This is a genomic window from Tardiphaga sp. P4_G1, from assembly GCF_056401215.1.
Map to the genome: position 1 here is coordinate 69,764 of NZ_JBFUJU010000017.1, position 23,356 is coordinate 93,119.

21 protein-coding genes are annotated in these 23,356 nt (G+C 61.8%); 12 read left to right on the forward strand and 9 right to left on the reverse strand.

Annotation, left to right across the window (positions count from 1 at the left end; all coding sequences use genetic code 11):
- The first annotated feature begins 42 nt into the window (after positions 1-42).
- Complete coding sequence (locus AC1DUY_RS29750; protein WP_093761249.1) at positions 43-675, forward strand: trimeric intracellular cation channel family protein; 633 nt, start codon at positions 43-45, stop codon at positions 673-675.
- 9 nt (positions 676-684) lie between these two features.
- On the opposite strand, the gene AC1DUY_RS29755 is transcribed toward AC1DUY_RS29750, so the two are convergent.
- The 4 genes from AC1DUY_RS29755 to AC1DUY_RS29770 form a co-directional block, all read right to left on the reverse strand.
- Positions 685-1,929: a glycerophosphodiester phosphodiesterase family protein gene (locus AC1DUY_RS29755; RefSeq protein ID WP_478118956.1), complete on the reverse strand. Its 1,245-nt coding sequence runs from the start codon at positions 1,927-1,929 to the stop codon at positions 685-687.
- Positions 1,930-2,054: 125 nt separating this feature from the next.
- A complete protein-coding gene (locus tag AC1DUY_RS29760; protein WP_320444581.1) occupies positions 2,055-2,315 on the reverse strand; it encodes a GCG_CRPN prefix-to-repeats domain-containing protein in 261 nt (86 codons plus the stop codon).
- 188 nt (positions 2,316-2,503) lie between these two features.
- The gene (locus tag AC1DUY_RS29765; RefSeq protein ID WP_441229977.1) at positions 2,504-3,511 is read right to left on the reverse strand and encodes an alpha/beta fold hydrolase; all 1,008 of its coding nucleotides are present in this window, start codon (positions 3,509-3,511) and stop codon (positions 2,504-2,506) included.
- A gap of 72 nt (positions 3,512-3,583) precedes the next feature.
- The gene (locus AC1DUY_RS29770) at positions 3,584-4,297 is read right to left on the reverse strand and encodes an ArsR/SmtB family transcription factor (RefSeq protein WP_478118959.1); all 714 of its coding nucleotides are present in this window, start codon (positions 4,295-4,297) and stop codon (positions 3,584-3,586) included.
- Positions 4,298-4,367: 70 nt separating this feature from the next.
- Here AC1DUY_RS29770 and AC1DUY_RS29775 point away from each other — a divergent pair, with 70 nt between their 5' ends.
- Complete coding sequence (locus AC1DUY_RS29775) at positions 4,368-4,676, forward strand: NIPSNAP family protein (protein WP_093761259.1); 309 nt, start codon at positions 4,368-4,370, stop codon at positions 4,674-4,676.
- A gap of 59 nt (positions 4,677-4,735) precedes the next feature.
- Here AC1DUY_RS29775 and AC1DUY_RS29780 read toward each other — a convergent pair whose 3' ends face one another.
- Entirely contained in the window at positions 4,736-5,197 is a 462-nt protein-coding gene (locus tag AC1DUY_RS29780; protein WP_478118961.1) for a hypothetical protein, read from the reverse strand.
- Between the two features lie 179 nt (positions 5,198-5,376).
- On the opposite strand from AC1DUY_RS29780, the gene AC1DUY_RS29785 reads away from it, so the two are divergent.
- Positions 5,377-6,081 (forward strand): formyltransferase family protein, encoded by a 705-nt coding sequence (locus AC1DUY_RS29785; protein WP_478118963.1) that lies wholly within the window; start codon positions 5,377-5,379, stop codon positions 6,079-6,081.
- On the opposite strand, the gene AC1DUY_RS29790 is transcribed toward AC1DUY_RS29785, so the two are convergent.
- A complete protein-coding gene (locus AC1DUY_RS29790) occupies positions 6,078-6,329 on the reverse strand; it encodes a hypothetical protein (protein ID WP_184517809.1) in 252 nt (83 codons plus the stop codon). The genes AC1DUY_RS29785 and AC1DUY_RS29790 overlap by 4 nt on opposite strands.
- A gap of 209 nt (positions 6,330-6,538) precedes the next feature.
- On the opposite strand from AC1DUY_RS29790, the gene AC1DUY_RS29795 reads away from it, so the two are divergent.
- From AC1DUY_RS29795 to AC1DUY_RS29805, 3 genes are all read left to right on the forward strand, one after another.
- Entirely contained in the window at positions 6,539-8,026 is a 1,488-nt protein-coding gene (locus tag AC1DUY_RS29795; protein WP_120291987.1) for an RAD55 family ATPase, read from the forward strand.
- A 2-nt stretch (positions 8,027-8,028) separates the two neighbouring features.
- A complete protein-coding gene (locus tag AC1DUY_RS29800; protein WP_068731403.1) occupies positions 8,029-8,394 on the forward strand; it encodes a response regulator in 366 nt (121 codons plus the stop codon).
- A 272-nt stretch (positions 8,395-8,666) separates the two neighbouring features.
- Positions 8,667-12,155, forward strand: coding sequence for an indolepyruvate ferredoxin oxidoreductase family protein (locus AC1DUY_RS29805; RefSeq protein ID WP_478118966.1), 3,489 nt, complete (start codon positions 8,667-8,669; stop codon positions 12,153-12,155).
- A gap of 1,049 nt (positions 12,156-13,204) precedes the next feature.
- Here AC1DUY_RS29805 and panC read toward each other — a convergent pair.
- A complete protein-coding gene (panC, locus tag AC1DUY_RS29810; RefSeq protein WP_478118968.1) occupies positions 13,205-14,056 on the reverse strand; it encodes a pantoate--beta-alanine ligase in 852 nt (283 codons plus the stop codon).
- Between the two features lie 234 nt (positions 14,057-14,290).
- Between panC and AC1DUY_RS29815 the strand changes: the two genes are divergently transcribed.
- The 4 genes from AC1DUY_RS29815 to AC1DUY_RS29830 all read left to right on the forward strand — a co-directional run bounded on the left by AC1DUY_RS29815 (position 14,291) and on the right by AC1DUY_RS29830 (position 18,056).
- Positions 14,291-15,214 (forward strand): division plane positioning ATPase MipZ, encoded by a 924-nt coding sequence (locus tag AC1DUY_RS29815; RefSeq protein ID WP_184517799.1) that lies wholly within the window; start codon positions 14,291-14,293, stop codon positions 15,212-15,214.
- Positions 15,215-15,610: 396 nt separating this feature from the next.
- Entirely contained in the window at positions 15,611-16,486 is an 876-nt protein-coding gene (locus tag AC1DUY_RS29820) for an alpha/beta fold hydrolase (protein WP_089263722.1), read from the forward strand.
- 70 nt (positions 16,487-16,556) lie between these two features.
- Positions 16,557-17,279 carry a vWA domain-containing protein gene (locus AC1DUY_RS29825; RefSeq protein ID WP_478118971.1) on the forward strand — a complete coding sequence of 241 codons (723 nt, stop codon included), beginning with the start codon at positions 16,557-16,559 and terminating at the stop codon, positions 17,277-17,279.
- A gap of 51 nt (positions 17,280-17,330) precedes the next feature.
- Positions 17,331-18,056, forward strand: a complete 726-nt coding sequence (locus AC1DUY_RS29830; protein ID WP_478118973.1) for a DnaJ domain-containing protein — start codon at positions 17,331-17,333, stop codon at positions 18,054-18,056.
- A gap of 217 nt (positions 18,057-18,273) precedes the next feature.
- Here AC1DUY_RS29830 and AC1DUY_RS29835 read toward each other — a convergent pair whose 3' ends face one another.
- Positions 18,274-20,097 carry a serine hydrolase gene (locus AC1DUY_RS29835; RefSeq protein ID WP_478118975.1) on the reverse strand — a complete coding sequence of 608 codons (1,824 nt, stop codon included), beginning with the start codon at positions 20,095-20,097 and terminating at the stop codon, positions 18,274-18,276.
- 398 nt (positions 20,098-20,495) lie between these two features.
- Between AC1DUY_RS29835 and AC1DUY_RS29840 the strand changes: the two genes are divergently transcribed.
- Complete coding sequence (locus AC1DUY_RS29840) at positions 20,496-20,831, forward strand: phasin family protein (protein WP_068734393.1); 336 nt, start codon at positions 20,496-20,498, stop codon at positions 20,829-20,831.
- 72 nt (positions 20,832-20,903) lie between these two features.
- Here AC1DUY_RS29840 and AC1DUY_RS29845 read toward each other — a convergent pair whose 3' ends face one another.
- Positions 20,904-22,271 (reverse strand): TadE/TadG family type IV pilus assembly protein, encoded by a 1,368-nt coding sequence (locus tag AC1DUY_RS29845; RefSeq protein ID WP_439077529.1) that lies wholly within the window; start codon positions 22,269-22,271, stop codon positions 20,904-20,906.
- Between the two features lie 521 nt (positions 22,272-22,792).
- On the opposite strand from AC1DUY_RS29845, the gene clpS reads away from it, so the two are divergent.
- Positions 22,793-23,125 (forward strand): ATP-dependent Clp protease adapter ClpS, encoded by a 333-nt coding sequence (gene clpS / locus AC1DUY_RS29850; protein WP_068734422.1) that lies wholly within the window; start codon positions 22,793-22,795, stop codon positions 23,123-23,125.
- Positions 23,126-23,356 lie beyond the last annotated feature (231 nt).

A 23,356-nucleotide genomic window follows, 5' to 3' on the forward strand; every position in this document is an offset into this window, starting at 1 on the left:
ATTTGTGTTACAGGTCGCCGTCATCCGCTACCGACGAGTCCCATGCCCCATACCGAAGCCCTGCTATTTCCGCTCGCCATGATCGCGCTCGTCGCCGAGGCGATGACGGCTGCGCTGGCGGCCGGGCGGCGCAAGATGGACTGGCTTGGCGTTGCCATGCTCGGCTGCATCACGGCGCTCGGCGGCGGCTCGGTGCGCGACATGCTGCTCGGGCACTATCCGCTGTGGTGGGTGAAAAGCCCTTATCTGCTGTTGCTGACCGGCGGCGCGGCGCTGCTGACCATCGGGCTCGCACGGGTCGTTCATCGCTTTCACGCGCTATTTCTGGTGCTCGATGCCATCGGCCTCGTGGTCTTCACCATCATGGGCTGCAACATCGCGCTCGCCATGGATCAGCCGCTGCTGATCGTGGTCGTGGCTGGAATGATCACCGGCTGCGTCGGCGGCGTGCTCCGCGACGTGCTGTGCAACGACGTGCCGCTGCTGTTTCGCGCCGAACTCTATGCGAGCGTCTCGATCGTCACGGGGCTTCTCTATATCGGCGGCATCAAATACGGCTTCAGCCCCGATCTCGTCACGCTGGTTGCCGCCGTGACCGGTTTGGTATTCCGCCTGCTCGCAATCCGGCTGAAGCTGGAAATGCCGAAATTTATCTATGACAGCGACGCCAAATAGCGTGCTGCGTCAGCGCAGCCCCATGCAACTCGCATAGAACGTCGTCGTGGCCGGCCAATCGGAAAAGACACCGCGCACGCCGACATCCTTCGCCAGCACGTCCAGCACCGTCAGCGTGTCGCCCTCGCGGTCGATGGCGGGTTTGACCGAGCGATGGAAGAAACCGCCGCCATTGGCCAGCGGTCCGTCGCGCTCGAGCGACCAGGTGATCAGGTCGAGCCCGGCGTCGCGCGCTGCCTTAGCATAAGGGGAGGGCACGATCTGACCGCTGCCATCAAGCGTCAGCAGCATGTAGATCGGAGGCGCGAGGATCTTTACGCCGGTGGCTTTCAGCTCCGGCATCGACGGTTTCCACGTGTCCGGTCGCATGTGATCGAAACCCGGTGTTTCATAGCGGCCGTCGAGATAAACTGCCTGCGCGCTGAAGTCCGGTGCGGTGCGGATCCAGAACTTGATGTCGTTGAGATCGAAGCTCTGGGCAAATACGTCGCCAGGCGGAATGCCGGCGGCGCGATATTCGTCGAGCATCTGGGTCGCGTATTTCTCCTGACTATAATCGCCGTCGAACGGCATCGGCACTTCCGGCGCCTTCAGCTCCGGCGTGAATTTGGCGCCGAGGCTCTTGATCAGCGCGATGCTCTCCGCGTGGGTCATCAGCGTGCCCGAGCTGGCATAAAGGTCGGTGCGCCAGCGCAGTGTGCCGTTCTGATAATCCGCAACGGTGGTCGCTGACGTGTTGGCGGCATCCATCTTCGCCGTCAGCGTCCTGAACTCCGCCAAGGTGATGTCGCTGGTGCAGCATTTCGCCGATGCCTTCTTGCCGGTTGCGGGATCGGCAGGGCTGAAAGATTGTGTGCATTTATTGGCCAGCGCCGGCACCGAGAGAATATTGGTTGTCGTGTGCAGGTCGCATTGCGAATGCCGGCAGACGAGCTGGCGGTCCTTGGTGAAGGTCACGTCGCATTCGATTACGCCGGCACCCATGCGTGCGGCGGCCAGATAGGACTCGCGGCTGTGCTCGGGGAATTGCAGCGGCGCGCCGCGATGGGCGATGGAAAAATCGCTCTTGCGAAATGGTCCGGCGCAGGTGCTCAGCTCTGCCTTTAGCGGGCCGTCTTTCATCTTGTCGACGAGATAGAATGGCCGCGGGCCGAGCTGCGGCTCGGGCAGTGCGATGGTGTCGGCCTGTGCGAGAGCGGGCTGTGCGAGGCCAAGCAGCGCGGCCAGAATGAGATGACGCAAAGCGCTCGGCATGACGATCTCCAGTGTAATCAGACTCCATTCTGTCATCTCTATGTGACGGCTTCTGCAACCAATCCAGTTTGCAATAAAAAACCCCGCCATTGGGCGGGGTTTTCTTCGTCAGGATTGTGCAGCGATCACCAGCGGCGGATGCAGCGGCCGTAGGGATTGCGGAAGAAGCCGGGGGGGCAGTAACCCGGGCCGCGCGGCGGCGGACCACGGAACATCGGGCGGCAACCGCCATAGGGACCGCGGGCATAGCCGGGGCCGCAGCCCTGAGCGACCTGGATTACGCCAGCCGTCTCGACTGCGCTGAGCGGCGCCAGTGGCATTGCATTGGCGGCACCAAGGCCTCCGACGCTGACGGCGAACAGAGCCGCAGCAAAGATCGTCTTCATTCGTGTTCTCCCTCGATGGTGCCGCGATGCGGCGCAGAGAATAATGATGGCATCGCATCACCCGCTGCAGGACTCTTACGGGGCAAGAAAATTGCTGGGGATCAACGCTGCACAGCACGATTAAGCCGATTCGATCTGAATACAGCATGAATGTTTCGGGATATGCGCGTAGCAGGGCGCGGCAGTTGCTACTTCGCCGCGAGGAAGCCCAGCATCAATTCGTTGAATTTGGCCGGTGCATCGAGAAACACGATATGGCCCGCGTCCGGCAGCACCTCGGCCTTCGCGTTCGGCATCTTCGCCGCCAGCGCCTTGGCCAGATCGGCGTTCTGACCCATCTTCGGCCGCAACGCCTCCGGCGCATTCGGCTTGCCCGGTGCGTTATGATCGTCGGCGCCCATGATGAACAGGGTCGGCAGCGCGATCAGCGGAATTTCGTGGACCACGGGTTCGCGATAGATCATCTGCGCCGAACTGACGAAGGCGCGCAGCCAGCGCGGATATTCCGGCGACCCCTTGATGTTGAAACGCGCGTCGATAAAGGGCGTTACCTGGTCGGGCTGCATTTTCAGTGAATAGTTCACCTCGAGCTGTTTGCGGTAACCTTCCGCCGTCAGCTTGTCTTCGTTCTCCAAGATCTTCTCGGTTGGTGTCGGTGGCACATAGAGCCGATAGTCCTCAAGCCCGATCGGTGCCGCGAGCAGCAGGTGATCGATACGATCGGGATAAGCGCGGGCAATGCGCACGCTCAACATGCCGCCCAGCGAATGCGCGACGATGTCGAATTTCGCGATCCCGAGGTGATCCATCAGCGCAACAGTGTTGCGGGCAAGGTTGTCGAAATGCAGATCGCCTGATGGCTTCGATGATTTGCCGAAGCCGATCTGGTCGGGGACCACGACGCGGTAACCTGCATCGTTCAACGTGCCGATCACCGGCGCCCAGTAGCTCGATGGAAAATTGCGGCCGTGCAGTAGCACCACGGTTCGGCCGTTCGGCTTGGTCGATGGCACGTCCATATAGGCCATGCGCAGCTGCTCGCCGTCATTGACCAGCGGCAGCATGTTGACGGGGTAGGGGTAAGGGAAGCCTTCGAGGCCTATGCCGTAAGGCTCGCGCGCCGCAGGAGGCTCGGCCGCCTGCGATGAGGTGAACGGCAGGGTTGCAATCAGCGCAGCGAGCAGCAGGCGGTTCATCGAGAAAGCTCCGGCAGAATGAAGGTCCGGCGCGGTTTCGGGCTGCATTGCGGCGAAGGTAAGCCGGCGTCTTCACGTTTTCCGGATGGCGTCGCCGGTGGTGCCGAACAATGCCTCGAAGCGCTTCTCGCCGCTCCGGGTGAAATGCACCACACGGCTGCCGGGCGACGGGTCTCTTGCCGCCCATTTCATCGTTGTGAACGACGTCATGATGGCGGCGCCAAGTGTCCCGGCCAGATGATGGCGCCGCTCGCTCCAGTCGAGGCAGGCCTTGCAGACCGGCCGGCGCGGATGCGTCAGCGTCGCCGGATCGATCCTCAATTCTTTAGCGACGAACCGGCTGCCCTGGGTCGTGAGTTCGATGACCCGCTCGGTCTGTCGGATCAATCTCTGTGCCCGCATACTGTCGAGCATCTGCACGCCAAGATCGCCGGCGAGATGATCGTAGCAAATCCGTGCGCGGCGCAATGCGGGTTCTTTCGGCCCGGTTCGAACGCGGAGATGACCCGCGCGGGCTGCCAGGCCAGCTAGACCTTCCAGCACACCGGCGACATCGGGGCCGGTGAGGCGATAATAGCGATGGCGCCCTTGTTTTTCCGGCTCGATCAGGCCACCGGCTTCGAGCTTGGAGAGGTGTGAGCTCGCGGTCGGCGCCGTAATCCCGGCTTCCTGGGCGAGCTCACTCGCGGTCAGCGCACGGCCTGTCATCAGCGCCGTCAGCATATTGGCGCGTGCAGGGTCGCCAACAAGTGCGGCGACCATGGCGATGTCCGGACCTGCTTTCATACTTCAACGCTAATCAAAGTATTGCGGTCGAGCAAGCGGCTATATCCAGGCATCTGCAGAGGGAGCCGCCATGACGATCACTGTCTTCATTCGCTATCAGATCGATCCGTTCAAACGCACATTGTTCGAGGCCTATGCCAAGCGCTGGCTGACGATTATTCCCAAATGCGGTGGCGATCTGCAGGGCTATTGGATGCCGCATGAAGGAACGAACAACATCGCATTCGGCCTGATCTCGTTTCCAAGTCTCGCGGCCTATGAGGCCTACCGCGCCAGACTGCGCACTGACGCTGACGGCGTCGCGAATTTCGCGTCGGCCGAGGAGCACCAGTTCATCCTGGCGGAAGAGCGCACATTCCTGCGCCAGGTGACCGCATAGTCCATGCGCGACAAGGCCGCGGGCATTGCTGTCCGCAGCTTTGTCTGCCCGTCGCGCCGTTACTTCGGCGCGCCGCCCTTCGAGCTGTCGATCTCGGTGCCGGTCGGAGCCGATTGAGGGGCCTGCGGTCGCGCAGATGCCGCACCGGTGGTGACACCGGGCTGATTGTTGGTCGGCGTCACGTCACGTACGCCGGGTGCCACTGGCGGCTTCGAATAGGAATCCGCGACGTTGTTGGTTGGCGCCGGCGCCTTTGGCGTGCTGTCCTGCGTCGCCGGGGCGGATTGGGATGCGGTCTTCGTCGCGTCGCCCGGATTCATCGATGTATTGTTCAGGCCGTAGAATACGGCGCCGAGCAAGACAACAATACCAAGTGCATAAATGGCCATGCGGCTACCGCTGGCTGGCCCTTCCGCGAGTTCGGGATCGGCCTGCAGCTCATTGTCGAGCCGCGCAGGATTGCGGATGTCATCGGCGGGATTTGGACGATACGGATCATTGGGATTGGGAATGTTCGCCATGTCGTGTCCTCCTGTGCGGCCAGACAACCGTCAGATGAGGTGCATGTTCCAGAGATTGTGCCATTCCAGAGCCTCATCCTATGTGGCAATGCAGCGTGATCGGGGCTGCTCATCAGATGTTAAGGCCTGGCTGCGACGCTGAGGCGATTATTGATTCGCAGAAGCGCGTGGCAGCCCGAATGTTCGATACGATTATCCTCCTGACGGGTCCTGCTGAGCACTCGGTCTTTACAACTTTGCTCCGTGGTCACAATCCGGCCCTCACGGTGCTTCCTGTTTTCACAGCTGAAGATCTGGCGGCGATCGAGCCCGACTGGCTGCGCCGGGCGCGGATGATTTCGTTCACCACTGGTGTGATCGTCCCCGGCGCGGTGCTCGATCAGCTTGGCTTTGGCGCCTACAATTTCCATCCCGGCCCGCCGCAATATCCCGGCTGGGCCCCGGCGCATTTTGCGCTCTACGATCACGCGACCGACTTCGGCTGCACGGTCCATCGCATGATTGCACGTGTCGATGCCGGACCGATCGTGGATGTCGAGGCGTTTCCAATTCCGGCGGATATCAGTGTCGCGGGTCTGGAAGAGATTGCCTATACGAAGCTGGTGCAGACTTTCTGGCGGATGGCACGCGTCCTGGCCACACAGCCGGACCCGCTGATCGAGCGGGCGCTGCGCTGGGGCACCACGCGTCACACGCGTAAGGCCTATGAGCAGATCTGCGATATCCCGGTAAGCATCGAGAAAGACGAACTGCAGCATCGGGTCAAAGTCTTCGGCACCGACCATTTCGGCATCGTGCCGACCATCGGTCTGCACGGCTTCCAGTTTCGGGTCGTCGTGCCCGAGACTGAAAGCGCTATTGCGGACGAAGCTGCCGAAGCCTAGCGGTTAGCCGCGAAGCTCTGGTGCTGCGCGGGCGGCGTCGCTGACGTGTGCGTCTTGGACACCTTGCCGTTGAATTCATAGAGCAGGAAGCTCAGCACCACGAGTAGCCCCACGCCGATGATGGCCTTGGTCGGCTTGTGATCATGCTCTTCGCCGCAATCCGGATGATAAGAACCGTCATTCGTCGACGCCATATCGCTGCCGGCGAGTTCAGGCTGCGACGTCCAGGTATTCAGCTTCTGATCCATTCCGTCCTCCATGCCTGATGTTGTCAGGGTGACCGGACAGCAATGGCCCGTAAAGGCCGATGTTCCGTTTCGGGGGCGCTATTAGCGGGATGCTGCCTTGCTGAGAGGCAGCGTTTCGAAATATTTCTGAAAAAGCTTTGGAACCCATCGCTCCCCGACACGTTTCAACATCTCACCGGTATAGGTGACACGTTAGGGGCAGTTTCGGAATGAGTGGCGATAACGGCCGGTTTGCAACCGGCGTACCGGGTCTCGATGCGATCCTGGGCGGGGGCGTTTTCGACGGCGGCATCTACATCATTCAGGGCGCCCCGGGCGCCGGAAAGACGATTCTGGGCAACCAGATCTGTTTCGCGCAGGCCGCGCAGGGGCGGAACGCGCTTTACATCACACTGCTTGCCGAGAGCCACGCCCGTATGATCGGACACATGCGGCGGATGACCTTCTTCGATGAAGCAGCGATTCCCGACCGCATGTCGTATGTTGGCGCCTTCAAGACGCTGGAAGACGACGGGCTGCGCGGACTGCTGGACGTGGTCCGCCGCGAGGTTCGCACGCGCAAGGCCAGCATCCTCGTGCTCGATGGTCTCATCACCGTGCACGAAAAGGCGCGCTCCGAGCTTGAGCTGAAGAAGTTCATCCACGAATTGCAGACCCAGGCCGCCTTCAGCAACTGCACCATGTTCCTTCTGACCAGCGCCTTCGATGCCGATGCGCATCCGCCTGAGCATACGATGGTGGACGGTCTCATCGAGCTGCAGTCGGCACTGCATGGCCGCCGCGCCGAGCGGTCACTTCAGGTCCACAAGCTGCGTGGCACCTGGTTCATGGGCGGCAAGCACTCCTATCGCATCACCGAGAATGGACACGCCATCTATCCGCGTATCGAGGCGCTGCTGGAGACACCCAGCGTCTGGGACAGCGCCGACGGTCCCATGGTGTCCGTCGGCATTGGCGGCGTGGACAAGATGCTCGGCGGCGGCGTCGATACGCATTCGGTGACAGTGGTGCTCGGGCCTTCCGGGTCGGGCAAAACCACGGCCGGTCTTCAGTTCCTGACCGGCGGTCCCGCCAATGAACCGGCGATGCTGTTCGGGTTTCACGAGAATCCGATGGCGCTGCGGATCAAGGCCGACAGCCTCAAGCTGCCGCTGAAATCGCGGGCCGACAAGGTCACGCTGATGTGGCGCCCGCAGACAGAAGCGGTGCTCGACGAGGTCGCAACCGAGCTGCTCTCGACCATCAGGCAGAACGGCGTGCGCCGTCTGGTGATCGATGGCATCGAAGGCTTCTCGAAGCTCACCGACGAAAAGGAGCGCATCGGTTCTTTTTTGTCGGCGCTGTGCAACGAGTTGCGCGCACTCGGTGTTACCACGCTGGCAACCGCAGAAACGGACCACGCTGGCATGACACCCGGGCAGCCGCTCAAGGGCGTCAACCAGACGGGTCTCTCCGCGGTTGCCGAGAACATCATCGCGCTGCATCTCGCAGCCCTGCGCTCGGAAAACCATCGTCTGATGACCATTCTGAAATCGCGTGACCGCCGGACCGATATGCGCATGCGCCGCTTTGAAATTCTCGACGGCGGCATCGTTCTCGATGCCGATTTCCAGAGCGCGGAGCGCATCCTCAGGGACATTTCTAGTCAGGGACCTGCACCAACTCCATCGACGGATCTTAAGTTGACTGGAGAATAGTGGTGCGAACTGTCCTGATTGTCGAGGACGAATGGGCGATCGCCGACTGGCTCGAAGTCCTGTTGAGCGAATATGCCTTCAATGTCCTCGTAGCTGGCAACGGCCGTGAGGCGCTCGACATTCTGCATCGGGACACGCCCGATCTCGTGCTAACCGATTTCATGATGCCGTTCCTCGACGGCGCCGGCCTGATCGCAGCGATGGGGCAGGACGAGCGGCTGAGCGGAATTCCGGTGGTCGTCATGACCTCGTTGCTGGAGCATGTCGTGCGCGACCGGGCAGGGCGTTTTCGCGCCTATCTGCGCAAGCCGTTTCGCGAGGCCGATCTGATGAAGATCATCAGTGAGATATTCCCGGGCGAGGCCTGAGCCTCCTTGGGCAGTTTGTGCTGCATCGCACTGCAGCGTGAAGCCGTTACGTCCTTGCGCCAAAGGCCTTTGCGGCGACACAACGTGACAAGCCTACCGGCCGCATTCATCACGAAATTGCGTTCTTTGGACGCGGGGCTCCATTGCCCAGAATTGTGGTGCGTCCCGTTCAAAATCCAACATAGACTGTTTCTAAGGGAGTCGAACGACCCCAGATAATAGGCGCGAGCAGGCCGGGCGACAGCTCAGAGGCCGCAGTGACGAGGGTGGGAATGGGAATTAATCAAGGCGCGATCAGTCTCGATCAGAAATACACCCAGGGCTCCGGCCACATCTTCCTGACCGGCATTCAGGCGCTGGTGCGACTGCCGATGGCGCAGGTCCGCAGGGACCGCGCGGCGGGTCTGAACACCGCAGCCTTTGTGACCGGCTATCGCGGCTCGCCGCTCGGCGGCTACGACCAGCAGCTCGTGGCCGCGCGGAAACATCTCGATCAATACGGCGTCAAATTCCAGCCCGGCGTCAATGAGGACCTCGCAGCCACCGCGATCTGGGGCACCCAGCAGCTCAATCTCTCGCCCGGCGCCGAATATGATGGCGTGGTCGGCATCTGGTACGGCAAGGGCCCTGGCGTCGATCGCTGCGGCGACGTCTTCCGCCACGGCAATGCCGCCGGCTCCGCGAAATTCGGTGGCGTCCTCTGTCTCGCCGGCGACGACCACGGCGCCAAGTCCTCGACCGTTCCGCATCAGTCCGACCATGCCTTCATCTCGGCGCTGATGCCCTATCTCTACCCGTCGTCGATCCACGAGATGATCGAGATGGGTCTGCTCGGTATCGCGATGTCGCGCTATTCCGGCTGCTGGGTTGGCATGAAGGTGATCACCGAAACCGTGGAGACCACGGCGGAGATCAACCTCAATGACGAGATGACGCCGTTCAATATTCCCACCGATTTCGAACTACCGCCGGATGGTCTGAACCTGCGCTGGCCGGACGACCGCTATGTGCAGGATCGCCGCTTGCAGGACTACAAGGGCTTCGCGGCGATTGCCTTTGCCCGCGCCAACAACATCAACCGTGTCACCATGGACTCGCCAAATGCGCGCTTCGGCATCATGGCCTCCGGCAAGAGCTATGAGGACGTGCGCCAGGCACTGCGCGAGCTCGGCATTACCGAAGAGGTGGCCGCGAAGATTGGTCTGCGGCTGTACAAGATCGGCATGCCGTGGCCGCTGGAGCCGGAAGGCGTGCGCAAGTTCGCGGTGGGTCTCGATGAGATCTTTATCGTCGAAGAGCGCCGCGAGATCGTCGAGAACCAGGTCAAGCAGGAGCTGTTCAACTGGCGCGACGATGTGCGGCCACGCATCGTCGGCAAGATGGATTCCCACGATCATCGCTTCCTGCCATTCGCCGAAGAACTGAGCGTCGCCAAGGTTGCGACCTCGCTGGTGGATCGCCTGCTGGCGATGGAGATCGATCCGGAGATCGCGGCACTGCTGCGCGCCAAGGCCGACTGGTTTCATGGACGCGAAGCCTCGCAGGTGCAGAACGTCGTGCCGATCACGCGCACGCCGTATTTCTGTTCGGGCTGTCCGCACAATACTTCCACCAAGGTCCCGGAGGGCTCGCGCGCGCTGGCCGGCATCGGCTGTCATTTCATGACGCTGTGGATGGATCGCTCCACCGAGACCTTCACCCATATGGGCGGCGAGGGCGTGCCATGGACCGGCATTGCGCCGTTCACCAAGGAGAAGCATATCTTCGCCAATCTCGGCGATGGCACATACTTCCATTCCGGTTCGCTGGCGATCCGCCAGTCGATCGCCTCCAAGGCCAACATCACCTACAAGATCCTCTACAACGATGCCGTGGCGATGACCGGTGGTCAGCACCATGACGGTGACCTGTCGCCGCAGAAGATCACGTTCCAGCTCCACAGCGAGGGCATCCGCGAGATCTATCTCGTGTCGGAGAATCCCGATGCCTATCCCGCCAGCACCATCGCGCCGGGCGTGAAGCTGGCGCATCGCGACGAACTCGACAAGGTCATGAAGGCCTGCCGCGAAGTGCCGGGCTGCTCGGCCATCGTGTTCGTGCAGACCTGCGCGGCCGAGAAGCGTCGCCGCCGCAAGAAGGGCATTCTGGAAGACCCGCAGCGCCGCGTGCTCATCAACCCGGCAGTCTGCGAAGGCTGCGGCGATTGCTCGGTGCAGTCGAACTGCATTTCGGTGGAGCCGCTGGAGACCGCACTAGGTCGCAAGCGCACCATCAATCAGTCGTCCTGCAACAAGGACTATTCGTGCCTCAAGGGCTTTTGCCCGTCCTTCGTCACCGTCGATGGCGGCAAGCTGAAGCGCAAGGCGCCCGTCGAACTCGGCGCCATCGGTGCATTGCCGGAGCCCGCCACGCGACCGACGCTCGACAAGCCCTATAATGTCGCCGTCGGCGGCGTCGGTGGCACCGGCGTGCTGACCATTGGTGCACTACTTGGCATGGCCGCGCATATCGAGGGCAAAGCCTCGATGATCCTCGACATGTCTGGGCTTGCGCAGAAGGGCGGTGCGGTGCTCAGCCATGTGCGTCTCGCCAACGACACCGGCGACGTCACCTGCTCGCGCATCGTTACCGGCACGGCGGATGTCCTGATCGCGGCCGATGAAGTGGTGGCCATCGCCAAGGACACGATCTCGCTCTGCGAGAGCTCGCGCACCTATGGCATCGTCAACACCCATCTCATTCCGATCGCGGATTTCGTGCGCAACCGCGATTTCAATTTCCAGTCCCGCAAGGTCAACAACGTGCTGGAAATGTCGCTGCGCAAGGAATCGACATTCCTCGATTTCACCAAGGCGGCCGAAGCGCTGCTTGGCGATTCCATCGCCACCAACATGATGATGATGGGCTTTGCCTATCAGCAGGGGCTGCTGCCGCTGCAGGCAGCGTCCATCGAGCAGGCCATCGAGCTCAATGGCGTCTCGATCAAGATGAACATGCTGGCGTTCCAGCTTGGCCGTCTTGCCGCCGCCGATCCGGCACGGCTCGCCAGTATGCTCAAGGGCGCCGATGAGACCATCGCGCCAAAGACGCTGGATGAGATGAGCCTCGACGAGATCGTCGCTCATCGCAGCGGATTGCTGACGGACTATCAGAACAGCAAGCTCGCTGAGCGCTATCAGGCGATGGTCGATCTGGTCCGTGAGGCCGCCATGCGTGGTGGCTATGACGATGAACTGCCGCGTGCGGTGGCGATCAACTATGCCAAGCTGCTCGCCTACAAGGACGAATACGAGGTCGCGCGGCTCTATACCGACGGCAAGTTTGAGAAGCAGCTGCGCGATCAGTTCGAGGGTGACATCAAGATCAGCTTCAATCTCGCGCCGCCGATGCTGCCGGGTACGGATGCGTCGGGGCGCCCGAAGAAGCGCGCCTTCGGCGCCTGGATGCTGCCGCTGTTTCGCATTCTGGCGAAGCTGCGCACCTTGCGCGGCACGCCGCTGGATGTGTTCGGCTACAGCGCCGACCGCAGACTGGAGCGCGATCTGATTGCGGGGTACGAGAAGGACGTCGCGACGGTGTTGAACCTGCTGTCGCCGCTCACGGTGGATACGGCCGTGCAGCTCCTCTCGTTGCCGGACAGCATTCGTGGCTACGGCCCGGTGAAGGAAGCCTCGGTGCAGGCCGCGAAGGTGCGTTACGCCGAACTCGCCAAGGACCTCGTCAATCCGCCGCCGGCGCCGCGCCAGATCGCAGCGGAGTAGGGCTTTCTTTTCTCTCCCCCAAGCGTGGCGCAGCGGCGCGCGGTGGGGAGGGCGCCCCACGTGAGGGCGTCGCTCGTGGCACCCCCACCCCGGCCTCCACTTCGTCGATGCTGCGCATCGCCTCGTTCGGCCGACCCTCCCCGCAAGGGGGAGGGGTTCCACAAACGCCTGCGCGCCGTTGCAGATGTGAATGTCAAACAGCCACTGCTCTTCAGACATGCGTCATCACCCCCATTATTTGCGGCGCGGGGGCGCCGTCGTCGCTTGCATTCCCACCCTCTTGTGAGAGGGCGTGCGGAACGCCAGGTGCCCGATGCACCCTTGGGCCTGATGCGAATGCGGTCTTCCGCAATTGAGAGTGCATCAGGACTTTCGGAGGCGCCGAGCAAGTGCCCGACGTTCCGCCTGCGGTGTTTTTTCGGTTGCTTGCACTTTGCCTCGACGAACGCTCCGATCGCGAATTAAAGTCTCAAGGCGATGGGAAGGGAGCCTCAAGCGAATAGGCCGAACGCGTTTCGATTTGGTCGTCCGTCACACTGTCCAGGGGTCTTTCCATCCGAAGGCCGGCCGTCTCCTTGCCAGTGGCAGTGCTGGCGCAGATCCGTCCTGCCCGAAGACAGACGTTCCCCCATGAACCACGTGACGCCGCATCTCCGGCGTCCACCGCATCCTGCCCCGCGAACGTGACGATCGCGATCGCCCCTCTCGGTGGGGCAGGACGGAGGGGAATATAATCAAGTTAGGGATGTTGTCAATGAGAGATAGGAAAAAATGTTTAGACACTGTCTTGCCGCCCCAAAACTGTCATTCCGGGGCGCGGCCGGCACTTGCCGGACGCGAACCCGGAATCTCAGCATGGGAGTCTCCAATCGTGCCAAACACATCGAGATTCCGGGTTCGCATTGCAGCGGCTTCGCCGCTTTCATGCGCCCCGGAATGACGAGCGTGGATCGAGCTTCCCCACCACTCCAAGTGGAGTGGCTGAGGTTCGCGCTCTGCCGGCTTCGCCGGCGACATGCGCCCCGGAATGACGAGTCAGGACGAAAGCCTCACACCCCGATATTGTCGATCAGCCGCGTCTTGCCGATTCTCGCGGCCACCAGCAGGCGCACCGGGCCATCCTTCATCGAACTGACCGGCGCCAGTGACTCCGCATGGCGCGCTTCGAAGTAGTCGAGTGCGAAGCCTGCCGCGGTGATCATCGCGGCGCCACCGGCCATGGCGGCTTCAAGGTCATCGCCCGCCTTCAGGCGCTTGGCGGTTTCTTTCATCGCGCGATACAGCACCGGCGCCGTGGCGCGGTCTTCCGGCGAGAGATAGACGTTGCGCGACGACATCGCGAGACCGTCGCGCTCGCGCACCGTGGTTGCGCCGGTCACCTTGACGCCGAGATCGAGATCCCGCGCCATGCGCGTCACGACCTTGAGTTGCTGGTAGTCCTTCTCGCCGAAGAACGCCATGTCCGGTCGCACCTGCGTGAACAGCTTGCCGACGACAGTGGCGACGCCGCCGAAGAAATGCGGGCGGAAGCGATCTTCGAGGTCGGCGGTGGCCGGGCCTCCGGTCGTGATCTTCGTTGCGAAGCCTTCCGGATACATCACCTTGGCGTCGGGATTCCAGATCAGGTCGACGCCGGCTTCGGTGAGTTTGGCGACGTCGCTTTTCCAGGTGCGCGGATAGGAGCCGAAGTCCTCGGTCGGCGCGAATTGCGTTGGATTGACGAAAATCGACACCACGACCTTGCTGGTGCGGCGCTGAGCGAGGCGCACCAGGGAGACGTGGCCGTCATGCAGCGCTCCCATGGTCGGCACCAGGCCGATGGTCGCCTTGCGTGCCCGGAGACCTTCGAGCGCCTTGCGGAGGGCGGGCAGGGTGCGGACGACGATCGGGGTGCGGGGCATTGCGGCTCGTTCTTGTTGTTGGCTGCGGCGGGTGAGGGCGTGCGCGCCCTGCTTATCAAAGCTCGCGGGATCACCCAAGCCTCACGATACCAGGCTGCCGGGTGTCCTGATGCCGCAACCGGCCGCCGGGATTCATGATTAAGCGCGGCTGATCGCCCGCAGGGCGGGGTGCCCCTGTATTTAGCTTGACCCTTGCCACGCCTCGCGATTTGAAGATGATCGAAGGATCGCGCGATGTTGATGCAAACCACCCAGGGACAGTCCGGCACGGCGCATGTGATCGTGCTCGGCAATGAGAAGGGCGGGTCGGGCAAATCGACCACTGCGCTTCATATTGCCGTGGCGCTGCTGAAGGCCGGTCAGCGCGTCGCCACCATCGATCTCGACAGTCGCCAGCAGAGCTTCACGCGCTATATTGCCAACCGCGCAGCCTGGGCACAGAGCGCCGGACTTGCGCTGGAAGTGCCGACCCATAGCTGCGTCAAGCTCGGCGAGACGATGCAGATCGCCGACAACGAAGCCTTCGAACTCGATCAGTTCATGACCGCGGTGAGCGCGGTGGAACGTACCCACCATTTCATCGTCATCGACACGCCTGGCAGCGATACCTATCTGATGCGTCTGGCGCATTCGATGGCCGATACGCTGGTGACGCCGATCAATGACAGCTTCCTCGATTTCGACGTGCTCGGCGCCGTCGATGCTACAAGCTACAAGGTGACCGGCGAGAGCCACTATTCGAAGATGGCACGCGAAGCCCGGCGCAAGCGCCGCCAGCACGATGGCTCGACCACCGACTGGATCGTGGTGCGCAACCGGCTCTCGATGCTCGGCTCACACAACAAGATGCTGGTCGCCGGCGTCCTCGATCAACTTTCGCTGCAGCTCGGTTTCCGCGCCATCGACGGTCTCGCCGAGCGCGTGATGTATCGTGAGTTCTTCCCGCGTGGCCTGACGGCGCTCGACGATCTCAACGAAGCTACGCTCGGGCGACGCCCGAGCATGGGCCATGTCACGGCGCGCGAGGAAGTCATCGAACTGCTGCGCAAGTTGAAGCTGCCGCTCGATGAGCGTGGCCGCCGCCGCGCCGCCAACCGCGCCGAGTGGTTTGCCCAGGTCGACAAGCCGCTGGACGTTCACGACATCCTTGGCAACTGAGTCGCGTCCACTGTGCAAAGCCAGCGCTGCGCGTTCGGCAGGCTATGAACGATCCCGCACTCAACTTCACGCTGATACCACAGGTATCATTTTCTTTTACCGGGGAACGAGTCACCCGTTCGACAGTTGATTTGTCGTTGAAAACAGGACGTTTTTGAAATTCCGATCCCTTGCGAAACTTGTTCAAAATCGCTCAATTCGACCGTGGCTTTCTTTAGCAACTGCACAAGAAACGGGTGCGGCGCACAAGAACATGGCTCGGAATTCACAATATTTAGCCTTTCTGTCACCGGGCTGTGACATATATGCTGTTGAAGCAGCCGCTTGAGGCCATTCCGGCCCATAAGTGCTGTAGCCGGCTGAGACCTATCTCTAGCTGGCCGATCAGGGACGAACATGAAACGCGGACTTCTCATTCTGCTTTCGGTTTGCGTGCTGACCACCGCCGCGTACTTCACCGCGTCGAAGTGGGCTATTCGGCATGAGACGCTGACGTTCTTTGACGCGTCGCGTAATCGTCCTGTGCAGGTCGACATCGCCGTTCGCCGCGACAAGGAAATGCAGGCCAATGCCGGCATGATCACTCTGCCGGTCGCGGTCCTCAATCACGGTAACACCGTCAAGTTCACCGAATACTCGTTTCTCGCGAACGTGTTTGCGGCGCGCGGTTATATGGCCGTCAGCATCCAACACGATCTCGATACCGACGCTCCGCTCGTGACCAAGGTCGGCGAGCTCTATGTCGGCCGTCTGCCGGTCTATGAGCGCGGCGTTCAGAACATCAAATATGCGGTGAAGGAGCTGAAGAAGATTCAGCCGAACTCCGACTACGATCATCTGACGCTGGTCGGTCATTCCAACGGCGGCGACATCTCGATGTTCTACGCCAAGGAATTCCCGGATGACGTCAAGAAGGTCGTGACGCTGGATAACCTGCGCGTGCCGTTCATGACCGATGGCAAATTCAAGATCCTGTCGTTCCGTTCGCACGATACGGTGTTCAAGCCGGATCCCGGTGTCGTGCCGGATGACGAGATCTGCGAGAAGGCCGGTATCACGGTCGTCAACACCGGCGCGCAGCACACCGACATGAGCGATCGCGGTCCGGAAACCCTGAAGACCAAGATTCAGGGGCTGCTCGACAAGTTCCTCGACGACGACAGCAAGCTGTCGCCGGTCACCGGCAAGCCAAAGATCATCGAGCAGCCTGCGCAGCAGAGCAGTGCGACTGATCCGAACAAGATCGCGCAGTATACGCCGAGCGTGAATTGAGTTCTGCGCTGCGCGGTTGACCGCGCGGCCTATGCTCGCCACATGAAGCTTGCAGCAAGCGCGAGTTCAAATGGCCAGCGATCCCACGATCCCCAAATTGAAAACCGATGCGCTGGCGCAGCCATCGGCGTCGGCTGACATTGCCGCCTTCGTCGCTAAGGCGAAAGCAATGGCGCCGCATGCAGCGGGCGGGCGCGGGCGGCTGGTGTTTGCACTCGATGCCACCATGAGCCGGCAGCCGACCTGGGATATGGCCTGCACGCTGCAGGCCGACATGTTTCGCGAGGCCGCATCGATCGGCAGTCTCGATATCCGTCTTGTCTATTTCCGTGGTCTCAGCGAGTGCCGCGCGACCGGCTGGATTTCGGACACCGCACAACTGGCGCGGCTGATGGGCAAGATCGCTTGCCAGGGCGGTCAGACCCAGATCGGTAAAGTGTTATCGGAGACGCGGCGCGAGGCGGTGGCCTCCGGCGTGCGTGCGTTGGTGTTCGTGGGCGACGCCATGGAGGAGTCCGTTGACGAGCTCTGTGCACGAGCGGGCGAGCTCGGCCTGCTGAAAGTACCGGTCTTCATGTTCCAGGAAGGGCAAGACCCCGCGGCCGAACAGGCGTTTCGCGAGATTGCCCGGCTGACCGGTGGCGCTTGGTGCCGGTTCGATCCGGGAGCTGCTGCGCAGCTCCGCGAATTGCTACGCGCGGTAGCCGCCTATGCCGCGGGCGGACGTGAGGCGCTGACACGGCTGGCGGCGTCGGCACCGGGTGCGGCAAAGCTGCTCGGCCAGATGCGATAAACGGTCTGCAAAACCGTTTCGCGGATCGCGGCAACCGACTATCTATCCCTCATGCCTACTTTGATCGCCGGCGCGCTCGCCGTCTTCGTGCTTTACATGCTGCTGCAGATGTTCCGCTCGGCCAACCCGGCACTGCTGGCGCGCGGCATCAAGCTGGCCGGCGGTGTGCTGGCGCTGGCGGCGGCGGCGTTCACGGGGATCAAGGGCGAGCTGGCGGTGGCGATCCCGCTTGGAATCTTCGGGGCGGGTCTCTTGGGCTGGGTGCCGTTCGGCACCGCGGGCTTCAGCAATATCGGCGGCATATTCGGGGGCGGGACCAAATCGTCCGGCCAGACCTCGCAGGTCCGCTCGGCGTTTCTCGACATGACCCTCGATCATGACAGTGGCCAGCTCAGCGGACGGATCGTCGCCGGCCCCTATGCCGGTCAGTCGCTCGATGCATTCGACCTGCCGCAACTGGCGGCGATGATGGCCGGCTTCGATGCGGAGAGCGTGGCGCTACTTGAAAGTTATCTTGACCGCCGGTTTCCCGCATGGCGTCAGAACGCGCAGGGCGATACGGCAGGGCGGCACGACCGCGCGGCGTCGAGCAGTAAAATGACGGAAGAGGAGGCTTATCAGATCCTTGGCGTGAAGCCGGGTGCGACCCGCGACGAGATCAGCCGCGCGCACCGATCCCTCATGAAGAAACTGCATCCCGACCAGGGGGGCTCGACGTACCTGGCGGCCCGTGTCAACGAGGCCAAGGACACTCTGCTTCGCACGCATCGCAGCTAACTCCAGCACGCTTTTACGCTACAACTGCGAGCAGCTTCCGTTTCTCTGAGAACGCCCCATCGCCCGCCGTTGCCCGGCGTGGTCGATCAATCCCCGTCTGTATTTTGTAGCGGCTAAGTCTTGACGAGAAGTTGTCGCCACGGGGATTTATGGTGACCAAAAGCAAAATGGCCGGGACAATGTCCCGGCCATCTGCGTATCCGACGGTATCAGTCGATCAGTTCTTGATGGTGATGCAGGAAATCTCGGAACGCTTCAGCGTCTTGCAGACGGCTTCGGCTTTTTCGCGGTCGAGGCCGGCGAAGCGGGCGCGGTAGAGTTTCCTGTCGCCCTTGCCGACGACGGCTTCAGTGAACGGGTCGGCCTTGCCGAGCAGGCCGCGGGCCTGTTCGCGCGCGGCGTCGAGGCGGATCCGTGCTTCGCTCTCGCTCTCGAGTGCGCCGACCTGGATGATCCAGCCGGTGTGGATCGCGGCGGGTTTGATGGCGCCGCCCTGTTGTACCGTCTGCGGAGCGGGAGCCTGAGGGGCTGGCACGCTACGCGGGGCAGGGTCGGCATAGGCCATCTGGGTGCCGCCCTGAGCGCTTCCCTGGGCCGGCAAGACGCCGAGAAGTCCATTGCCGGTCCCGAAGCCTGCCGGCTGGCGCGGCATCTCCGAGCGGGCATAGAGCGAATTGGTGGTCTCGGGGGAGCGGGCGGTGGTTTCCGGGCGCGCCGTGATGGCATTGGTGGCGGCCGGAGGGGCGGGTTGCTCGCCGCCCGCGGAGGCCAACTTGTACTGGCCGGACTTGACCTGGACGGTACGGACCCGAACCGGCTTCATCGGCTCTGACGAGCCTGGAATGGTCGAGATGGGCTCGGACTGGATGACGCCGCTGTTGAGCGGGCCGGGCTCGGGCTTGCGGGCCTGCGGCATCGGCGCTGCCGGGGGCAGCGCTGCGGTGGCGGCGGCGAAGACCGACGGGCGCGCCGCTGGCGCGGCGGGACGAGCCGGGAGCTCGGAGATCGGTTCAGCGGCGACCGGCGTTGCAGCAGCCACCTGGATGGCGCCGTTGACCTGTTTGGTGTCGGTGGGACGCGCCTGGGCCTCGGCTTCGGCGACCTCGGTTGCGGATTCGGATGGATTGCGCTCGGTGATCGCGGCCACGGTACGGCGGGTGGCACCCTTGTCCAGGTTCTCGGCAAGCAGGTTGCGCATGGCCGCGTCACGGGCGCCGCCGCTGCGGCCGCCGAGTACGACGCCGACCAGATGGCGGTTGCCGCGCTTCATCGACGAGACGAGGTTGAAGCCGGAGGCGCGGGTGTAGCCGGTCTTGATGCCGTCGACGCCTTCGACTGACCCGATCAGGCGGTTGTGGTTGCGGATGTTGCGGCCGCGATAATTGAAGGAGGCGGTGGCAAAGTAGCGGTAGTAGCGCGGGAAGCGATCCTGGATGGCGCGGCCGAGTACCGACTGGTCGCGCGCGGTGGTCACCTGCGCATCGTCAGGGAGGCCGGAGGCATTGCGATATACCGTGCGGCTCATGCCGAGCGCGCGGGCCTTCTTGGTCATCAGCTTGGCGAAATCGTCTTCGTCGCCGGCAATGGCTTCGGCGATCACAACGGCGGCGTCGTTGGCGGAGCGGGTCACCAGGGCCTTGATGGCATCTTCGACGCGCAGCGTCTGACCAGGGCGCAGGCCCAGCTTGGTCGGAGCCTGCACGGAAGCGTGCTGCGAGACGTCCATTTCGCTGTCCAGCGTGAGCTTGCCGGATTCCAGCTTCTCGAACAGCATGTACAGCGTCATGATCTTGGTCAGCGACGCCGGATGGCGCGAACCGTCGGGATTGTTGGACGAGAGAACCGCACCGGAATTGCCATCGACGATGATCGAGGAGAACGCGGGATTGTAGCTCGAGACGCGCGCGACGTGGCTTCGCGATTTATGTCGCCGGCGGGCATCCGCACTGTCAGTCGTAAAGATGACCGCGATGCTGAGAGTTGCCAGCCCAAGAGCACACACCCGCAAGGTGCGCGACGAAGCAAACGTTGTGCGAAGCATGGACTTCCCCGTCAGATCAGTCTCATTCCCCGGATCGTGAGGCTAAATTATGCCCAACAACCGGGGATGTGTCTCAGTTTTAAGCGTCAGCCTGAGCGGTTCTCTCGGCGGGATGGCAGAAGCATACGCGGCCATTCTGGCTAAGAGTATGTACTCATGCAGTTTTTGGGCTTTTTGGCCCCAACGCACCAATGCAAGAAATCAGGGTAGGTCCGGCGAGTTTCCAAAAGGTTAAGCAACCCTTGCCAGTTACCCGTGCATTTATTGCCAATGGTAAAAATTGTGCATCGCACAGGATTCTTGACGTCATTGTGCACCGCACGATAGATGGGCGGGTCAGATCAGACCGGGGTCCACCCGGCCGCGGCTGACCCGTTCAATCCGGGAAAGGATTTGCAGTGATCAAGGTCGAAGACATCCAGCAGTACGGCAAGGAGCAGTTCGAGAGTGCAGTCGCATCGGCGGCCACGCTTCAGAACGGTGCACAGGCTATCGCTGTCGCGGTTGGCGACTACACCAAGAAGTCGTTCGAGGACGGCAATGCCTTCGTGACCAAACTGTCCGGCGTGCAGTCGCTCGACAAGGTGCTCGAAGTGCAGACCGAATACGCCAAGTCGGCCTATGAATCCTTCGTCGCTGAATCGCACAAGATCAGCGAACTCTATGTCGATCTCGCCAAGCAGGCCTACAAGCCGTTCGAAGGCTTCGTCGCCAAGATGACCCCGGCGCGCTAAGCGATACGGTTTTGAAACCAAAACGCCCGGCCTGATGGCCGGGCGTTTTTGTTTGAAGGTGTCGCCGCCGCTTTACTTTGACACGCGCAATGCGTTGAGCGAGTTGCCGATTGCCTTGAAGGCGTCGGCGATGCCGGCGTTGGTGCTTGTAGGAAAGAAATTGCCGGGATCAGCGCAGGATTTCAGAACTGCGGACTCCGGATCGCCGCCCGTGTTGACCTGGATCGTATAGATCACGGTGTCCTGCTTGTTGGTCACCGGGTTCAGCTTTTTGATATTGGCACACAGTAACTTCTGTCGATCGTCAACCAGTGTCGACCAATTGGCGCCGTCACCGTACCATCGGTCCTTGGTATTCATGCCGTCCGACAAGATGATCAGTGCATCTGTGTATTTGTAGTTCGAATCCTTGGCCGGTGCCGGGAATGGATCGCTACCGATCTGCAAGGTGCGCCAGGCCCAGGCCATGCCGATCGGCTGGTTGGTGCCGCCATTCGCCGACAGGGCATCGATCTTGTCTGTCAGCGTCTTAACGTTGGCAGGACCATAAGCCGATGTCATCCCAAGAATGGCTGAGGGGCATGCATTGTACTGGTAGGCCGGATAACGTGCTGTGCCCGACGGGGCTTCGTTGGTGGTGTCGTAAGGCTGATCACGGTCAGTGACGCAGCCATTCCAGGCGTTCTTGTTGGAGCTCGCGTTCCAGGTTTGGCCAGCCGCTTGGCACTCGGCTTTGGTGTCGTAGTACGGATAGCTGCAGGATCCATATTCGTCCCATTTGAGCCAGGTCGCGTTCTTGTTCGACGCGCCGACATTGACCATCTGCGCAAACGGAATGATCGAGATATAGGTGTCCTCGGTCATGCGCGAGTTGGCGCTCAGCGTCTTGATGAGACCCGTTGCTGCGTCCTGCATCGCCTTCAATTTGCCGGTCCCCATACCCATCGAGCCGGTGACGTCGAGCGCCATGGCGACGCGCATGCGCGTCGAGCCCCAGGTCGTGGTCGAGCCGCTGCCGATCCCTAGTTGCGGGAGGCCGACCATCTTCATGAAATCGGTTGCGACGGCACCGGAGCCGTTGACCGTGACCGTGGAGCCGTCCTTGGTGTTGGTCGTGTAGCTCGCCGTCACCGTGATCTGGCCGGCATTCGTGTTGGTGTACAGCGCGTTGAAATAGGCCTTCGCCTTGTCGGTGACATCGGTCGCCGACATGGTCGGATTGGCGGACAGGTCCTTCGAAACCATCAAGGCTGCAGAGTCGAGCGCCGCTTGCATCGCCGAGCGGGCAGCGTTGGCCCGGGAGTAGTCGACGGCGGCGCCCACGAAGCCGAGCAGGGGCACCAGAGCGACGGCGAAGGTCATCGCGATATTGCCGCCGTCGTGGCGTGTAAATCGGGATGCGATGCGCTTCGCCTGGCTTGAAATCGATTGAATAAACATCGTGACCGCCAATGGTGAGTTTCTGGAGGTCATTTCGGGGGCGGCGGCTGAACAGGTGGTAAAGGCGTCCTCAGAAAATCGGTAAAAGGCCAACTATTGGCGTGCCGCTGCGTCAGCGCCCGGTATTATCGTGAACGACGGTTAAATGGCTCGTTTGCTTATCCGGTCAAATCGAGCACGATCGGTTAACCCTGACCGGACCGGGGGCCATCAGGCGGGGCGCGGCGAGCCATTCCAGGTGCTTGCAGTGTGCTTGCGAGAACGGCCACAGGAACCCATATTGGCTCCATCGGTCCTGTAACGGACAGCGTCGCACCCATGCGGCGACCCGGGGCGCCTCTGTGCCCGAGGCGTCCGGCAGCACGTCGTGGCTGGGGACGCTGTCAATTCGGGGCTGGCCAATATCGGCTAGGGACTTTTATACAGGCGCTATGTTCCAGAAACCTTCGAAATTCATGCCTGACGGCATCCTGATGCCTGTGGCCGGCGCCCTCGACGATCGCCGCCGGCGGCCGCGTGGCATGGCAGAGGACGACAACCGGTCCAATGCGCCCGGTGGGCCGGCCACCTCGGTCATCACCAAGGTCAAACCCAAGACCAAGCGTCCCAACCTGTATCGCGTGCTGATCCTCAACGACGATTACACGCCGATGGAATTCGTCGTCCACGTGCTAGAAAAGTTCTTCCAGAAGGACGCCGAGGCGGCGACGCAGATCATGCTCCACGTTCATCATCACGGGATCGGGGAATGCGGCGTTTTCACCTATGAGATCGCCGAAACCAAAGTGACGCAGGTGATGGATTTTGCGCGCAAGCACCAGCACCCTTTGCAATGCGTGATGGAAAAGAAGTAGCCTCGCGTGAATTCCCGGAAACTGGGAACGGGTCTTGCATTGAACTGATGTGAGTCGAACGCGGTCGTTCGGCTGCGTCAACAGCGCATGTGACAATGCGCTGGAATGAACAGACGTGCTCTGCGGAGACGTCACAACAAGCAGCGGGAACCAGCCTTTCACCACGATCAGACATCACTATATGTGAGAAAGGTTCTTGTTGCCTGACCCGGCAACGACGATCATGATGGT

Excerpts from the sequence above, each read along its gene's own strand:
- AC1DUY_RS29750 (WP_093761249.1), top strand. The coding sequence starts at position 43 with ATGCCCCATACCGAAGCCCTGCTATTTCCGCTCGCCATGATCGCGCTC.
- AC1DUY_RS29755 (WP_478118956.1), bottom strand. The coding sequence starts at position 1,929 with ATGCCGAGCGCTTTGCGTCATCTCATTCTGGCCGCGCTGCTTGGCCTC.
- AC1DUY_RS29760 (WP_320444581.1), bottom strand. The coding sequence starts at position 2,315 with ATGAAGACGATCTTTGCTGCGGCTCTGTTCGCCGTCAGCGTCGGAGGC.
- AC1DUY_RS29765 (WP_441229977.1), bottom strand. The coding sequence starts at position 3,511 with ATGAACCGCCTGCTGCTCGCTGCGCTGATTGCAACCCTGCCGTTCACC.
- AC1DUY_RS29770 (WP_478118959.1), bottom strand. The coding sequence starts at position 4,297 with ATGAAAGCAGGTCCGGACATCGCCATGGTCGCCGCACTTGTTGGCGAC.
- AC1DUY_RS29775 (WP_093761259.1), top strand. The coding sequence starts at position 4,368 with ATGACGATCACTGTCTTCATTCGCTATCAGATCGATCCGTTCAAACGC.
- AC1DUY_RS29780 (WP_478118961.1), bottom strand. The coding sequence starts at position 5,197 with ATGGCGAACATTCCCAATCCCAATGATCCGTATCGTCCAAATCCCGCC.
- AC1DUY_RS29785 (WP_478118963.1), top strand. The coding sequence starts at position 5,377 with ATGTTCGATACGATTATCCTCCTGACGGGTCCTGCTGAGCACTCGGTC.
- AC1DUY_RS29790 (WP_184517809.1), bottom strand. The coding sequence starts at position 6,329 with ATGGATCAGAAGCTGAATACCTGGACGTCGCAGCCTGAACTCGCCGGC.
- AC1DUY_RS29795 (WP_120291987.1), top strand. The coding sequence starts at position 6,539 with ATGAGTGGCGATAACGGCCGGTTTGCAACCGGCGTACCGGGTCTCGAT.
- AC1DUY_RS29805 (WP_478118966.1), top strand. The coding sequence starts at position 8,667 with ATGGGAATTAATCAAGGCGCGATCAGTCTCGATCAGAAATACACCCAG.
- panC (WP_478118968.1), bottom strand. The coding sequence starts at position 14,056 with ATGCCCCGCACCCCGATCGTCGTCCGCACCCTGCCCGCCCTCCGCAAG.
- AC1DUY_RS29815 (WP_184517799.1), top strand. The coding sequence starts at position 14,291 with ATGTTGATGCAAACCACCCAGGGACAGTCCGGCACGGCGCATGTGATC.
- AC1DUY_RS29820 (WP_089263722.1), top strand. The coding sequence starts at position 15,611 with ATGAAACGCGGACTTCTCATTCTGCTTTCGGTTTGCGTGCTGACCACC.
- AC1DUY_RS29825 (WP_478118971.1), top strand. The coding sequence starts at position 16,557 with ATGGCCAGCGATCCCACGATCCCCAAATTGAAAACCGATGCGCTGGCG.
- AC1DUY_RS29830 (WP_478118973.1), top strand. The coding sequence starts at position 17,331 with ATGCCTACTTTGATCGCCGGCGCGCTCGCCGTCTTCGTGCTTTACATG.
- AC1DUY_RS29835 (WP_478118975.1), bottom strand. The coding sequence starts at position 20,097 with ATGCTTCGCACAACGTTTGCTTCGTCGCGCACCTTGCGGGTGTGTGCT.
- AC1DUY_RS29845 (WP_439077529.1), bottom strand. The coding sequence starts at position 22,271 with ATGTTTATTCAATCGATTTCAAGCCAGGCGAAGCGCATCGCATCCCGA.
- clpS (WP_068734422.1), top strand. The coding sequence starts at position 22,793 with ATGGCAGAGGACGACAACCGGTCCAATGCGCCCGGTGGGCCGGCCACC.